Source organism: Aureibacillus halotolerans, assembly GCF_004363045.1.
Classification (GTDB): Bacteria; Bacillota; Bacilli; order Bacillales; family DSM-28697; genus Aureibacillus; species Aureibacillus halotolerans.
The window spans coordinates 39,268-54,167 of sequence record NZ_SNYJ01000002.1 but is presented as its reverse complement, the minus strand read 5'-3'; the positions used below and the strand labels follow the sequence as shown (position 1 = coordinate 54,167).

Annotated in this window: 11 protein-coding genes; 3 read left to right on the top strand and 8 right to left on the bottom strand. The window is 44.3% G+C overall.

The window, feature by feature from the left end:
• Positions 1-141: 141 nt before the first annotated feature.
• The 3 genes from hemY to hemE form a co-directional block, all read right to left on the bottom strand.
• On the bottom strand, positions 142-1,557 hold the full coding sequence (gene hemY, locus EV213_RS02495; RefSeq protein ID WP_133578914.1) for a protoporphyrinogen oxidase: 1,416 nt from the start codon (positions 1,555-1,557) through the stop codon (positions 142-144).
• Positions 1,558-1,618: 61 nt separating this feature from the next.
• On the bottom strand, positions 1,619-2,548 hold the full coding sequence (hemH, locus tag EV213_RS02490) for a ferrochelatase (protein ID WP_133578913.1): 930 nt from the start codon (positions 2,546-2,548) through the stop codon (positions 1,619-1,621).
• Position 2,549: 1 nt separating this feature from the next.
• Positions 2,550-3,602 (bottom strand): uroporphyrinogen decarboxylase, encoded by a 1,053-nt coding sequence (hemE, locus tag EV213_RS02485; RefSeq protein WP_133578912.1) that lies wholly within the window; start codon positions 3,600-3,602, stop codon positions 2,550-2,552.
• A 419-nt stretch (positions 3,603-4,021) separates the two neighbouring features.
• On the opposite strand from hemE, the gene EV213_RS02480 reads away from it, so the two are divergent.
• Positions 4,022-4,858: a Cof-type HAD-IIB family hydrolase gene (locus EV213_RS02480; RefSeq protein WP_166639132.1), complete on the top strand. Its 837-nt coding sequence runs from the start codon at positions 4,022-4,024 to the stop codon at positions 4,856-4,858.
• Positions 4,859-4,983: 125 nt separating this feature from the next.
• On the opposite strand, the gene EV213_RS02475 is transcribed toward EV213_RS02480, so the two are convergent.
• From EV213_RS02475 to EV213_RS02465, 3 genes are all read right to left on the bottom strand, one after another.
• The gene (locus tag EV213_RS02475; RefSeq protein ID WP_133578910.1) at positions 4,984-5,847 is read right to left on the bottom strand and encodes a YitT family protein; all 864 of its coding nucleotides are present in this window, start codon (positions 5,845-5,847) and stop codon (positions 4,984-4,986) included.
• Positions 5,848-5,960: 113 nt separating this feature from the next.
• Positions 5,961-8,171, bottom strand: a complete 2,211-nt coding sequence (gene helD / locus EV213_RS02470) for an RNA polymerase recycling motor HelD (RefSeq protein ID WP_133578909.1) — start codon at positions 8,169-8,171, stop codon at positions 5,961-5,963.
• A gap of 114 nt (positions 8,172-8,285) precedes the next feature.
• Positions 8,286-10,373, bottom strand: a complete 2,088-nt coding sequence (locus EV213_RS02465; protein WP_133579280.1) for a transglycosylase domain-containing protein — start codon at positions 10,371-10,373, stop codon at positions 8,286-8,288.
• A 233-nt stretch (positions 10,374-10,606) separates the two neighbouring features.
• On the opposite strand from EV213_RS02465, the gene EV213_RS02460 reads away from it, so the two are divergent.
• Positions 10,607-11,077, top strand: coding sequence for an antibiotic biosynthesis monooxygenase family protein (locus EV213_RS02460; protein ID WP_133578908.1), 471 nt, complete (start codon positions 10,607-10,609; stop codon positions 11,075-11,077).
• 952 nt (positions 11,078-12,029) lie between these two features.
• Here the strand turns inward: EV213_RS02460 and EV213_RS02455 are convergent.
• Together EV213_RS02455 and EV213_RS02450 are read right to left on the bottom strand one after the other, a co-directional pair.
• Complete coding sequence (locus tag EV213_RS02455; protein WP_133578907.1) at positions 12,030-12,287, bottom strand: DUF2164 family protein; 258 nt, start codon at positions 12,285-12,287, stop codon at positions 12,030-12,032.
• 257 nt (positions 12,288-12,544) lie between these two features.
• Positions 12,545-13,054, bottom strand: a complete 510-nt coding sequence (locus EV213_RS02450) for a type 1 glutamine amidotransferase domain-containing protein (RefSeq protein WP_133578906.1) — start codon at positions 13,052-13,054, stop codon at positions 12,545-12,547.
• Positions 13,055-13,696: 642 nt separating this feature from the next.
• On the opposite strand from EV213_RS02450, the gene EV213_RS02445 reads away from it, so the two are divergent.
• A complete protein-coding gene (locus EV213_RS02445) occupies positions 13,697-14,884 on the top strand; it encodes an amidohydrolase (RefSeq protein ID WP_133578905.1) in 1,188 nt (395 codons plus the stop codon).
• Positions 14,885-14,900 lie beyond the last annotated feature (16 nt).

Sequence of the window (14,900 nt, the reverse complement as noted above, 5' to 3'; positions counted from 1 at the left end):
GTGGAGCCTTCGTTTGGGAAGATTGGCTCTTCCGAGAGATGCTCTTTTAGCCCTCTATTTCCTATCCATGCAATTGGCTCATTCTTAAAAACAAATCCCCCAACGGGCAAATGCCATCGGGGGATTTAATTCTATTCGCTTCTATTTTTTGACCATGGTCGATGTTGCTGTCGAATCGATAAAGCTAAGCAGCTCTTGTGCTGCCTCATTGGCCTGTTTGATACAATCTGGCAGACCCAAGCCTTCAAAAGAAGAGCCAGCCAGCAGCAAGCCTGGGTAGTTTTGCTGTAATGTTTGTTTAATGGTATGAATGCGTTTTTGATGGCCAACTGTATATTGTGGCGTGGCTTGGTGCCACCTAGTAACAACAGAAAAGGTTGGCTTCTCATTAATATTGATCACTTTTTTGAGGTCCTGCATCGCAATACCGACAATCGCATCATCTGACTGCTCGATGATGGCTTCATTGCCTGGTCTTCCCACATATGCCCGCAAAAGCACATGCCCTTCCGGAGTCGTATGCGGCCATTTTTTCTGTGTCCATGTGCATGCGGTGATGTCGTAATCGCTTTTCTTCGATACAACAAACCCAGTACCATCCTTTAAGCCGCTCACTGCTTCCTTCGGAAAGGCCATCGCCACTGTAGCTACGGATGAGGAGGGCATATCGACAAGCGACTGGACAACAGGCTCATGTTTTAATAGTTTCGGAATCTGCTTGTGATCCAGTGCCAAAAGAACTGCGTCTGCGTCTAAGGTTCCGCTTTCCGTATTGACCGTAAAACCTCCCGATGACTTTTGTTGGAGTTGTTTCACGGCAGTGCCTGTTCTAATTTCACCGTGGACGAGCTCTGATGCGAGCGTCTCGATCAATGTTTCAAGACCGCTTTTCAAGGTGAGAAACTGACCAATTTTCTTTTTGGGTGTTGTTGGTTGCGTGCTTTTGAGGCCTAGAATCAATGAGCGTTTTTCCTGCTCGATTTTATAAAATTGAGGAAACACCGATAACAGGCTTAAACGATCAATGTCCCCCCCATAAATACCTGAAAGCAAAGGTTCAATTAAATGATCGACAACTTGATTACCGAACCTGCGGCGGAAGAAAAAGCCGACCGACTGATCTTCGCTCCCTTTGCTTTTTGATAAAAACAAATCCGCTCCAGCACGGAGTTTAGCACCTGGCGTAAACATTTTTGACATAAGAAATGGACGAAACGAGGTCGGGATTCCCATCACCGCACCTTCTGGGATGGGATGCAGCGTTTGATCAATTAGCACATACGATTGACCCGTCGCATTGCGCACCAGTTCATCCTCGAGTCCAAGTTCTTTACACAGTTCAACCGCGCTTGTTTTCCGCTCAAGAAAGGAATCTGGACCTCGCTCAATAATGTAGCCATCCTTACGTAATGTTCGAATTTTCCCACCAAGACGCGGCGACCCTTCAAGTAGGGTATAGGTTAATTGACCATTGGACTCACGTGCCGCTTGTTCAAGTCGGTAAGCAGCTGTCAATCCTGTAATGCCTCCACCTATGACGACGATGTGTTTTGACATACCTTTAGCTGCGCCTTCACTTCTTACGTGTAGGCTGCAGTCGTTTCACCTCGTTTTTCTTCTACGACATCTTCTTTTCGCAAGCATTGGCAAGGGCCTCGATAAACAATTGGTCGACGTTTGGCATAGGCGGTCTATAATAGGACACCCCGAGCTCATCGGTCACAACTTTGCATTCATAATCGTTGTCGTAAAGTACTTCTAAATGGTCGGCCACAAAACCGACTGGTGCGTAAACAAATGCTTGGTACCCCTCGGATGCATACAGGGAGCGTGTTAAATCTTGGACATCTGGACCTAACCACGGATCTGGCGTATTGCCTTCGCTTTGCCAACCAATTGCGTAGTCTCCAATGTCCGCCTGGTCCTTGATGGCTACTGCCGTTGCCCGTAATTGCTCAGGATATGGATCGCCGTTTTGCAGAATTTTTTCTGGTAAGGAGTGTGCAGATACGATTAAAACGGCACGTTCCCTTTCCTCGCCATTCATGGTTGCATAGACGTCGTTAATGGCTTGAACCCAATACGAAATAAACGCAGGCTCTTCATACCAACTTTCCACTGCACTGATTACAGGACCGCCAATTTTAGCCGCATGTTCCTTCGCCCGACCATTATAGGATTTCACCGAAAACGTCGAATAGTGCGGCGCAAGGACAATACTGACCGCTTCTGAAATCCCATCTGCTTTCATTTGATCAACAGCTTCTTCTATAAAAGGAGTAATATGCTTTAGTCCTATGTAAAGGATATACTCCTTGCTGTCATCCCGCTCATTCAGCTCCCTCGCAAGCGCTTCGCCTTGCTCGATGGTAATTCGGGCGAGTGGTGACACGCCACCAATCGCTTTATAGCGATCGGTGAGATCAGCAAGCATTTCAGGTGATGGCACACGGCCTCTTCGAATATGGGTATAATAATCCTCAATATCTTTTTCTTCATAGGGCGTCCCATAGGCCATGACAAGTAGTCCGACTTTACGTTTGCTCATTTTAAGCCTCACCTCTTCTGTCTTTCACTTCTCTCGAGTATGTGTGAACAAATGTTGTCAGCTGTTTTAGTGTCGCCGGCGAAACTTCTGGAAATACACCGTGCCCTAAATTAAAGATAAACCGATCACTTTGTAGCCCTTGATCTAATATCGCTTTAGCACGAGCTTCTATGACAGGCCATGGGGCGAGGAGGAAGGATGGATCAAGGTTGCCCATAACGGTTTTATGGAGACCTCGCTCTCTTGCCTCGTTCACGCTTAAGCGCCAGTCCAGTCCAACGACATCAATTGGCAAGGAGTGCCATTCCTCTGCAAGATGACTCGCTCCCACGCCAAACATCGTTACAGGCACACCAAACGATTTACAAGCCGTTACAATCCGTGTCATTACAGGTTTAATGTGTATACGATAATCCTCCACACTGACCGCGCCAACCCATGAGTCAAACAACTGAATCGCGTCGACCCCAGCATCTACTTGTGCTTTTACATACGCAATAATCATGTCACCGAGCTTATTCATTAAAAGTTGCCACTGTTCAGGCTCAGCGTACATCATTGCCTTTGTTCGATGATAGTTTTTTGACGGACGGCCTTCAATCAAATAGCTGGCAAGTGTAAATGGAGCTCCACTAAAACCGATCAATGGCACGTCAAGCTGCGTTTTTAGCAATCGGATCGTATCAAGAATATAGGGAATGCTCGCTTCAGCATCAAGTTGACCAATTCGTTCAATATCCGCCCTCGTTCGGATAGGGTCATCAATCACAGGACCTACTCCTGTTTTTATATCAACATCGACACCAACGCCCGCAAAGGGAGTCATAATGTCTTTGTAAAGAATCGCCGCATCCACTCCGTATTGCTCGACCGGAAGCCTAGTCACATAGGCACACAACTCTGGATCCTTTGTAATGTCAAACAACGAATGGGTTTCTTTTATTTTTCTGTATTCCGGCTGTGAACGCCCTGCTTGTCTCATAAACCACACTGGGACGTGTGGTGTCTTTTCTCCCTTACAGGCACGCAAAAATGTATCGTTGGACAACGACATGGTATGAACCCCTTTCCTTCTATATCAGGCTGATGACAAACGCTCGCTTTCTTTGTTGCTTTGCCTTGTCCGGTGCTCATTGCCCTTTTGGCAACTCCGCGCCTCCCAAAGCTTTGCGCCTCGAAAGCCAAACGTTTTCATTCAGCCTGGGTACGACTGTTGGCAACAATTTCATTCAGTCTGCGTTTTTCAAGACTTCTTCTACATTCGATTACTTCATATACTACCGAAAAAATGATGGAAAAACATCGTTCCGCAAGGATTGTCATAGAATAGACGATTTTGCGAATCATGGAAACGTACTCATTATATAATGAAAGAAGCCATCCATGCTACCGTTCAAGGGTAAGAGTCAAAAAGTCTTGATCTTACTAAAGGAACATGAGATCATCACAGAGAATCGAAAGGACGTGAGCGGTATGGCAAATGGACGTTTTTCAGGCATTTTGCTTGTTTCTGATATGGATGGAACCCTACTCAGCACAACAAAAACCATTAGTACGGAAAACAAGGACGCAATTCGTTATTTCACCGAGAATGGCGGCACTTTCACATTAGCAACTGGACGTATTCCCCGATCAGCGGGTCAATACATAGCCGACCTTGCCATTAATGCTCCCGGTGTTTTTTACAACGGTGGCATGATATACGATCTCCACAAACAAAGCGTCGTGTTTGAACAAGCATTGTCACCAGAAGCCGAAGCGACAGCAACGGCGTATATAAACGCTTACCCTACCTGTGGCGCTGAGGTGTACAGCCAGGGTGTTCTTCATATTGTGCGCAGCCATCCTTTAATAGAGAAGCATCTAACGGTTGAAGCCTTTATTAGCAAACGTGTCAATTCCTTTGCTGACGTGCCGCACCCGTGGCAAAAGGTCATTTTCGTAGATGATTCTAAACAAATTGACGAAATGGAAAAAAATGCACCTGAAGCGGATGATGTCGGTCATTATGTTCGTTCGGATGAAATGTTTTTCGAGCTCCTGCCTCCAAACGTCTCCAAAGGTAGAGCGTTAAAAAAGCTGGCGGCCATGCTCGACATCCCAATGAACCGAGTAGCCGCAGTCGGTGACAATATGAATGACGAAGATATGTTGAAAACCGCTGGCGCGGGATTCGCCGTCTCCAACGCCTGTGACGCCATCCGTCAATGCGCACCTTATGGCTGTTGTGCGAACGATGATCACGCCATCGTAGAAGTTGTTAAATGGATTGAAACGAATTGGGCGCCAAGCGTAGCAACAAACGCATAGACAAAGAGAGCAGCTGCGCTTGTGGAAACTTTGCGCCCCAAGACACTATCGTATTCGCATAATCTATACGGTCATTCTCTTGACCTTCACATGCTGAGAGCTGTTCTCTTGAGAACAGCTCTTTTTTAATGAATATCGCGTTTTTTGAACTGACCACCTTTGACGTCTTGAATGTTTCCGACGGCTAGAAAGGCATTCTCATCCATATCCTCGACGATGCTATGTAGCTTGGATTCCTCAACACGCGTGATGACGGTAAAAATCACCTTTTTATCGTCTCCAGAAAAGGCGCCTTCTCCATGTAGATAGGTGACACCACGACCAAGACGGTCATTAATTGCACTTCCAATCTCGTGTGCTTTATCAGAAATAATCCAAACAGATTTTGATCCGTCCATCCCGGCAACTGTAACATCAATCATTTTATAGGCAATAAAGTAAGCAATCATTGAGTACAGCGCACTTTCCCAATTGTACACAAATCCGGCGGTAGCGATTATGAAGAAGTTAAGGAAAAGCACAATTTCTCCAACTGAGAACGGCGATTTTTTTGTAAATAAGACGGCAAGCACTTCTGTGCCATCCGTTGAACCACCATTTCGAATCACAAGCCCAACACCGACTCCAACAAGCAACCCCCCAAAAACAGATGACAAGAGCTGATCCTCTATAAGCCCTGGAACGTCATGAAGGGCAAAGGTGCTTATCGCTAAACATGTAACGCCTAGCAAGGTCGTTAAAGCAAAGGTTTTCCCAATTTGCTTGTAGCCTAAAAAAACAAAAGGAAGATTTAAAAGGAACAAATAAATACCTAGACTGAGCGGTGTGACACTTGAAAGCATAATGGAGATACCCGTAATACCGCCATCAATAATCTCATTCGGGACTAAGAAAATTTCAAGCCCGATGGCAACAATCAAAGCTCCAATTGGCACAAGTATTAATCGTGTTAATAATTTGTATAAAAATCGTTTCTTTTTTTGTTCCATAGTCACCTTTCCGATCGTATCAATTTTCAGCCTTATAACTATATCAAAAAAAAGCGTTCACAAGCAAATGAACGCCTTTGCAAAAGGCAGGCATAATACCTTTTTTCTTTTAGTTATTTAAACACTGGAAAAGCAATATCACTTTGATGCAAAAGCAGCAATCGATGAAGTGGGCGAGTGCACATTGTGTATAACAAATGCTGGTCGGCATCACCTTTATAATAGTCTTTACCTGCATCAGCGACAATCACACCTTCAAACTCGAGACCTTTGCTCATATAAGACGGAATAACAATCACATTTTTGTTCATCGCTGAAGAATGCCGCGAAACCAATTCAACGTCAATATGTGTGTTCAACGCTTGATACACTTCCAAAGCTTGCTTCTCGTGCTTTGTAATAATGGCCACCCTTCTGACATTACTATCGCTCCACGCTTGAAGCGTACTTGCAATCTTATCCCTCCATTCTTCTCGGGAGGAAAATCGTTGAATCTCTGGCATTTCTCCCGGGCGATCCACTGCGTCCATCTTGATTGCTGAAGGAAGAAGATTTGCCGCGAAATCAACAATGTGCTTTGTTGATCGATAGCTTTTATGAAGCTCAGAAATGTTGATATCTTCGCCTAAAAGCCGTTTGTATTGATCATAGGACGTCGCTTGCTCTGGATACTTGTACACTGCCTGCTGAACATCACCAAATAGTGTAAATTGGGCTCTCGGAAAATAATGAATCAGCATGTAAAGCTGGGCAGGAGAATAATCCTGCATTTCATCAATCATTAATTGTCGCTCACGAAAAGATTGGCGATCAAGTAAGGCATTCTTCAGATAAATAAACGCAGCAGCGTCTTCAAAAGGAATATAGCCATTTTTTAATTCGGCTGTACTTTCCCGGGAAATATCGTCCCAGTCGTTACCCTCCATTGGATTAGAAAATAGGTCTACATAGGTTTGATAAAAATCAAGAAACTCAAGATTGGTTACTTGTTTGTTAATGCGCTTAAATAAACGTTTTGCTGACTGTCGACTTCTTTTCTGTAGCTCCTCTTCCTCACCAATATACGTGTTACTGGAAATTAACCGTTGATAACGTTTTTTACGTACGCTTTCCTCCATTCCAGAAAGCTTTTTCAGCAGCTGCTTTTTTAGAAAAAGAATGCGTTCATGGTGCGGCATCTTTCCTTTTCCATCATAGTACAACGTCCTTAACTGCTCTTCTGAAAAAAGTAGCTTCGTTTCGATCGAAAGTGATTTAAAACGTAACCCTTCATCATTCAATTTGTTGATATATTGATCAATGAGCTTCATAAAGGCAAGCTCTGCTTTACGGTCGGCCACTCTCGAAGGCGCTGTTTTCTTCGAATGCAAGTCCTCTAAGTAATCATACGGGTGCTGAATACGTACTTTAGGCCCGGCAAGCTGCCTCATTACATCATACAACATCAGTTGGCGAATATTTTCTTCCCCTAACTGGGGCAATACATTCGATAAATAATCTCGAAACACTCCGTTTGGTGTCAGCAATAAAAAATCGGCATGCGACAATTTATCTTTATACGTATAAAGAAGGTAAGCCACTCTTTGCAGGGCGATTGATGTCTTCCCACTCCCAGCGACCCCATTGATGAGCAATGTTTTCTTAAGATCGTCACGAATGATATCATTTTGTTCCTTTTGTATTGTCGCAACAATGGTTTTCATCTTAGTGTCCGTAGCATCACTCGCCATTTGTTCCAACATGGAATCCCCAACGGTTACATCCGTGTCAAATACACGCTTTAATTGTCCATCCTTTATTTCCATCTGCCTCTTTAAATGGACATTCCCATGAATTGTTCCTGATGGAGCTTCAAAGCTAGCTTCTCCTAGAGAAACGGTGTTGTAGAACAAGTTTGAGATGGGTGCACGCCAATCAAAAATGTGAAGATCGCCTTCCTCATCACGTAATGCGGCAGCCCCTATATAAATTGACTCAATGGAAGGTGATTGATCGTATTGAAAGTCGACACGACAAAAATAGGGGGTATTTTTCTGTCTTTCAAGTGTAAGATATTCATTTTTCCGCTTATGGTATTCATCCTCGAGCCCTTTTAATTCCACGGCTTTCGAGCGAATTTCCACCGATGTTTCCAGCTTACTCTCCCAGCTCGTATTGTCAATGGAGAGACCCTCCCAGAAATGCTTACGATCCATTTGGATGTCGGATCGATACGCCTCAAGCTCTTCATAGAGACGTTTATGCTGCTGTGATATTTCAGTCAAAATCTCCTCCAGCTTTGCTTGTTCTTCTGCCACGATCGACGGATGATGCTTTTCACTCATTGGCCGTGCCTCCTAATATGTCAAGATGCGTTGCAATTTCGCTTGCTCGCCAGTCTAGGGGTAGTGAACAATTCCTGCCATCCATTAGAACGTTTAGCAACCGCCATAATGGGCTCAGGACATGTGCACAATATTCGAAGGTGTCCCTTCCAATTCAGTCAGTGGGTTGTAAGGCACGACATAAAAGCTGCCCTCAAAAAAAGCGGAGACGCTTGAAATAGAATACGATCCTTGACCAGTCACTTGCCCTATCAGCTGAAGATAGTCATTTGTTTTCTCATAGATACGATAGACAACGCGTTTATCGCTCTGAGGCGTCCAGCTTAGCCTTTTTCGGTTCCAATCAAAAATATGAAAATCATTATGCATCGTTAAATCATTGATAGGTTGAAGGTCTACAGGCTTTGCCAGTTCTTTTACCTGCTGTGGTTTAGTAAATGCGGCAAGAGCTTCCTCCTCAGGCAGGATAGACTTCATTAACTTAGTCGCGAGATCACTACCCCCTTGAATATAAGACTTTTCCGTTGTTCGATCATACCCCATCCAGACAACACCCGTCATTTCTGGCGTATAACCTGCAAACCAAATATCACGATTTCCGCCTTCTATGGCTTCATATTGTGTCGTCCCTGTTTTTCCTGCAAGGGCTCCCGAATACTCTCCGGCGGAGCCAGTTCCTTCATTGACAACCCCTTCCAGCATTCGTGTCATATACCATGCCGTTTGAGGTGTGAATAGTCTCTTTTGTTCGTTCTGCTTTCGCGGTTCGAGCAATTCGCCGTCACGCGTATGAATGGAAGTAATGGCAACTGGAGTCGCCGTCACCCCTTCGTTGGCAAACGACCTAAACATCGTCGCTACAAGCATCGGTGACATTCCTTCTACTGTCCCGCCTAAACCGAGTGCGAGCCCATCATTTTTGACCTGCGCCCCTGCCTCTAGTAGAGGTTGTTTTCCCGTATTAAGACCAATCTGATCTAATAACCACACGGCCGGCGCATTCAAAGACTCCTGTAAGGCGTCGTACATTGATACCTTCCCTTGGTAGGTGCCATTATAATTTGACGGTGAATACGCGCCATACGATTGTTTCTGATCCTGTAGCACGGAATAAGGTGTGTAGCCTGCATCAAGCGCTGGCCCATACACAGCAAGTGGTTTAATCACTGAGCCGGGCTGACGTTTGGCATACAGCCGATTAAAGGAACCAGGCTCGTAGCCACGACCACCTTGAGCAGCAATCACTTTGCCTGTTTGATTATCAAGCAAAATGAACGCACCTTGACTCTTTTCACCTTGTAGGTCTGGAAAAAAAGCACCTTCTTCGAACGCTTGATATACTTTTTTCTGCAAATCAATTTGGATGGGGACCTTGATCGTATACCCTCCTGTAAGAATTTCTTCTCGACTTAGCTGATAACGCTTTTCTGCATCCTTCATGACAAGATCAATATACGTATACAACGCAGGCTGCTCACCAATTTCGTGCAGGGATGCATGAAGTGTCGTACCTTTTTTTCGAACAGCCTCCTCATGAGAAATAAATCCTTGATCCGCCATTAGAGAAAGAATTAGATTCCGCCTGTTTAAGGCAGCCTCTTTATCATCTATTGGTGAATAATGAGAGGGAGCCTTTGGTATGGCTGCCAACATCGCCCCCTCCTCTAGGGTTAATTGCGAAACCGGCTTATTGTAATAAGTCTTTGCGGCTGCACCAATACCATAAGCCCCATGACCAAAATAAATCCGATTTAAATACATTTCTAAAATTTGATCCTTTGTATAATGATTTTCTAAATTTATGGCAATAACGGCCTCTTTTGATTTACGAAGCCATGTCTTATCATTCGTTAAAAAGACATTTTTCGCTAATTGTTGCGTGATTGTGCTCCCACCTTCTACCATTGCCCCTGCCATCAAGTCTCGATACAACGCACGACCAATTGCACGTATATCCAAGCCATGATGTGTTAAAAAGCGACTGTCTTCTACCGCTATAAAAGCTTGCTTTACATGGTCAGGAATTTGATCCTCAGTCACTGGGTCACGATTTTCAACATAGAGAGAGGTTAACTCATTCCCACGTTCATCCACGAGCGTACTTGCAGCATCAAAAACAAGTAATTCTTCATCTAGGACATAATCTCCAGCATATATTATTGATAAATACCCACTTACGGCCAGAAAGATAAAAAAGATCATGGCGACAACGACCGTACTAAGTTTTTTCAGCAAAAAATACACCTCCTTAAACGATCACTCTCGAATAAACCATGAAATGACAAAAAAATCAACAGAGATTGCAACATTTCTGAAGGCTCTCTCAATTGATATGAAACGTCTACAAAGGAATTTCGACTCAACACGCAGAATTTTTCTTGAATCAGGGTAATGTAATAAGAGGGTCACGCTAGATTGAAACGGAGGAATATCACATGTTGACCATTTCAAAAGGAACGTACGGATTTTTAAAAAAATGGCAGGAGCACCACGAAGTTGATCACTCAGAGCTATATTTGTCTGGATCGTCCGCTGTGCTCATCGTTGAAGGCTCTTCGCCAGTAGACTCACTTTCTCAAGCGAGCAAATATGAGGTACTTGCCTCTGGAGGAACACTACATGGCGAATTTGCCGTAATGCGTTATTTGCCAATTTCAGAGGATGCTCAACCAATTTTTGAACAACGACATAAAAATCTTGGTCAAAAAACAGGAAATGGCTTACTAGGCATTCGGCTGCTCAAGCCTAAGTCTGGAGATATGTATTGTGTCGTAAGTATCTGGGACAAAGAAACAAGCTATCAATACAATAGTGTTCCCCTTGTAGATGAAAGCCTTATGGCAAAGGGACCTGGCGGCTTGTTTGAAGCGCCATTTACAAAAACCTATCATCTTCCAAAAGAATAAAACAAGAGGCTCCCATTCGATTGATTCGATGCGGAGTCTTTTGTTATAAATTGATCTTTCGCACCTTACATTCGGCAGACACGCTTAGATATAACTGGGTAAACCTGAAATTTATTGGCGAAAGGTCAACATCGATTCGAAAATACCTTATCGTTTACCACTAGTGCCCTTTCCACTACCTTCGTTTACCTTCGTTGGTTATGGTCGAAATTGAACCAACTAGGTCTATCTCATTTCATTCGTTCTTTACAATCACCAAAAGCGGTCACTAGTGAGACTCCAGCAGTAAAGAAAACATGACGAGGTCTTTATGGTTATGGATCGCTCCGTCCACATACTTCGCTATCTGTGGGGCACGGCTTCAGCTTCCTGGGAATCTTGCTTTCCGAGGGGATCTTCAGCTCGCGCTGATCCCACTAGAGTCTACGTATGTTGACTACGCTGATGTTTGTTTCTGCGCACATTGTTTATTGTGGCTCGGTCTCGTATAGAGGGTAAAAGCCGTGTGGCAACCAAATCAGGCAAGGAAGTGCAATGTTTCAAGGTAGGTCACCTGGTGCCTTTTACACGAATGTCGTTTGGTAAAGGCATCTTGTGCGAAAACAAGAACCATAACTTATCCTGAATAAAATAAGATCTACGTTACCTGATGGGGCACTAGTTATTTAGAGCGTAAAAATCCGCTTAGCTACTAAAAGGTGATTTCAGCACTACGAAAGTTGTCTTTCTTATAAACTTACCTCGAACATCATATACGTTTAAAACAGACAAAAAGTTTCATTTTTCGAGTCCTTGTCAAACAAAACTCAGGAGCCTTATTCATTCATTAGTCAGTGTTTGTCGCGTTTATATTCATGCGTTACACAAAAAATCGCCCCCTTCTCAACACCAATAGGTATTGCAGGGAGCTGCTTGCTCGTTATGCGGTGAATCGCTATCTACACTTATTTTTTCATTCCTCTTCACGTCGGAGCAATGGTCTTTCAAGCGAGTACAGATCCTCAATGAGGCTATCGCACTTTTCTTCTGTCACCATGCGTGCGTCTTGGACCGCCATATTGTAAATATAAGGAGCTGTTTGTTTCACAACAAAATCAAACAAATGTTCGACAACGAATGGACCAGGATCCTCCTGCCCCTCCTTCGTCATTTCTTCTCGAAGCTGCTCAATTAATATCCGCTTGTCTTCTCTAGGTATTTTTATAGGCATGTTCAACTTCTGCTACACCTCTTTATTTAATAATCGCCATTAGATTACTTCTCTTTCTCAATAAAAAATCCTTGTCTGAGAGTAGAAAATAACATGGAAAAACAATCCATCTAACGACGAGGTCAGATGGCAAACCAAAAAAGCGAAAGGTGAGTGTCCCGTCGCTTAAGAGTAAAGAAGTCGAACAATGAACATCTAGAGAAAAGGAAAGTCGCAATGAAAAGCGTTCAATCTCCTGCTTATTCATATGCAAATCTTCAGGTTAGTTTTTCTAGTGATGCTTTGTTGAATGCAGGGATGTCATCAGGCTGGCGGCTTGTTACGAGGTCGCCACAAACCACTACTTCTTTGTCATACACTGTAGCTCCCGCATATTTAAGGTCTATTTGAATAGACTTAAACCCTGTGACTCGTCGGCCTTGAAGAGATTCAGCCGTAATTAACAACTGTGGCCCATGGCAAATCGCAAACACTGGCTTGTCCGCAAACATAAAGTCCTTGACGAAACTGACAAATCGGTCATCGCTCCTCAGGATATCTGGAGAAAATCCACCTGGGATTAACAACGCATCATAATCTGAAGAACGTGCGTCTGCAATGCCAAGACCTGACGTTTCAGTGGACTCCCCTTGTTTACCTTTTAGCGTTTCACCAGCTTCTGAACTAATCACGGTAAGCTTGTGACCTGCTTCTTGAAAGCTTTTTTTCGGTTCAGTATACTCACTGTCCTCAAATTCATTCGTCAATACAACAGCAACCTTTGCCATGAATATGCACTCCTTTTATAGCTTTGACTCGTATAGAGGGATTCCCGAATTTGTTGTTCTTAAACGTAGATCTCTTTATAAAAAAAAGCGGTATCAGCTCTCACTTTTCCATTTTCTCCATTATTCGAGACCAAGAAAAAAAAGCAATGTACGCAGAAATATACATCAGCGTAGTTAAAATACGTAGACTCCTGCGGCAAAGAAAACACGACGAAGTCTTTTTGAGTCGATGTTGCACTTGTACCCTTTAGGGTGGAACAGCGCGAGCTGAAGATCCCGCAGGAAAGCAAGACTCCGAGGAAGCTGAAGCCGTGCCCGGCGGCAAAGAAAACACGACGAGGTCTTCTCGAGTCGATGTTGCACTTGTACCCGTAGGGTGGAACAGCGCGAGCTGAAGATCCCGCAGGAAAGCAAGACTCCGAGGAAGCTGAAGCCGTGCCCGGCGGCAAAGAAAACACGACGAGGTCTTCTCGAGTCGATGTTGCACTTGTACCCGTAGGGTGAAAAGAAAACACGATGAGGTACTCGCGAATCGATGTTGACCTTATACCCTTTAGGGTGCAAGCGAAGTATTTTGACGAAGCGGTCGTGATTTCTTTGCCAAAAAACGATATGCTACAATATCCTACAGGAGGTTTTCAGATGAAAACGGCATTATATCAAACGTTGGATAACAAGCTTCCATCAATGGTGAAAGTGCGCAGACATCTTCACATGCATCCGGAACTTTCCTTTCACGAAACAAAAACGGCAGCATTCATTGCTCAATGGTATGAAACATTGGGGATCCCTTATCGAGCTAATGTCGGTGGGAATGGCATTGTCGCCACAATTAAAGGTGAGCTTCCTGGGAAAACAGTCGCCTTACGGGCAGATTTCGATGCCCTGCCTATTCAAGATGAAAAGAAGGCCCCCTATTCATCCGTGACTGATGGTGTGTGCCATGCATGTGGACACGATGGTCATACGTCGACATTGCTGCACGTCGCAGAAAGCTTTTGGCTTCATAAGGCTCAACTTCAAGGTACGATTGTCCTCATTCATCAACATGCTGAAGAGCTTCATCCTGGTGGTGCACAGAGTATGATTGACGATGGGTGCCTCGAAGGTGTCGATATGATTTTTGGCACTCACCTTTGGTCATTGACACCGACTGGAACCGTCCAATATGTCTCCGGGCCAATGATGGCCGCTGCCGACAAACTTGATATCGTTGTGCAGGGAAAAGGAGGCCACGGAGCTCAGCCTCACCATGCAAAAGATGCTATTGTCGCAGCTTCTCAGCTTGTTCTTCAGCTACAAACGGTCGTTAGTCGTAACATCGATCCACTAGAAGCAGCCGTCTTATCAATCGGTTCATTTGAGGCACGTAACCCTTTCAATGTCATTGCGGACCGTGTAACGATGAGTGGAACTGTGCGTACCTTTCAACCCACTGTACGTAATGCCGTTGAAGAGGCGACAAAAAGAATTTGTGATGGTGTAGCGAGGAGCGCAAACGTGCATATTGACCTCACTTATCTACGCAGTTATCCTGCTGTTGTGAACCACGATGTGGCCACTACATACGTTAAAAAGGCTGCTGAAAAGGTGCCAGAAGTGACACACACCGAACAAATGGTGCCAGTGATGCCTGCTGAGGATTTTGCTTATTATTTAGAGCATGTTGAAGGCGCATTCTTTTTTACAGGAGCTCAACCGGATAACGTTGATGAGCCCTTTCCTCACCATCATCCTCGCTTTGATTTCAATGAAAAAGCGCTGTTAATTGCTGCAAAAACATTGACTGGTGCCGCTCTAGATTACCTTTCAACCCATGCAGTAAAATAAGCCATCTCTGCCCTGG

What these genes read in the sequence shown, in the direction of transcription:
- EV213_RS02475 (WP_133578910.1), bottom strand. Translation starts at nt 5,847, where the DNA reads ATGGAACAAAAAAAGAAACGATTTTTATACAAATTATTAACACGATTA.
- helD (WP_133578909.1), bottom strand. Translation starts at nt 8,171, where the DNA reads ATGAGTGAAAAGCATCATCCGTCGATCGTGGCAGAAGAACAAGCAAAG.
- hemH (WP_133578913.1), bottom strand. Translation starts at nt 2,548, where the DNA reads ATGAGCAAACGTAAAGTCGGACTACTTGTCATGGCCTATGGGACGCCC.
- EV213_RS02450 (WP_133578906.1), bottom strand. Translation starts at nt 13,054, where the DNA reads ATGGCAAAGGTTGCTGTTGTATTGACGAATGAATTTGAGGACAGTGAG.
- EV213_RS02445 (WP_133578905.1), top strand. Translation starts at nt 13,697, where the DNA reads ATGAAAACGGCATTATATCAAACGTTGGATAACAAGCTTCCATCAATG.
- hemE (WP_133578912.1), bottom strand. Translation starts at nt 3,602, where the DNA reads ATGTCGTTGTCCAACGATACATTTTTGCGTGCCTGTAAGGGAGAAAAG.
- EV213_RS02460 (WP_133578908.1), top strand. Translation starts at nt 10,607, where the DNA reads ATGTTGACCATTTCAAAAGGAACGTACGGATTTTTAAAAAAATGGCAG.
- EV213_RS02465 (WP_133579280.1), bottom strand. Translation starts at nt 10,373, where the DNA reads ATGATCTTTTTTATCTTTCTGGCCGTAAGTGGGTATTTATCAATAATA.
- hemY (WP_133578914.1), bottom strand. Translation starts at nt 1,557, where the DNA reads ATGTCAAAACACATCGTCGTCATAGGTGGAGGCATTACAGGATTGACA.
- EV213_RS02455 (WP_133578907.1), bottom strand. Translation starts at nt 12,287, where the DNA reads ATGCCTATAAAAATACCTAGAGAAGACAAGCGGATATTAATTGAGCAG.
- EV213_RS02480 (WP_166639132.1), top strand. Translation starts at nt 4,022, where the DNA reads ATGGCAAATGGACGTTTTTCAGGCATTTTGCTTGTTTCTGATATGGAT.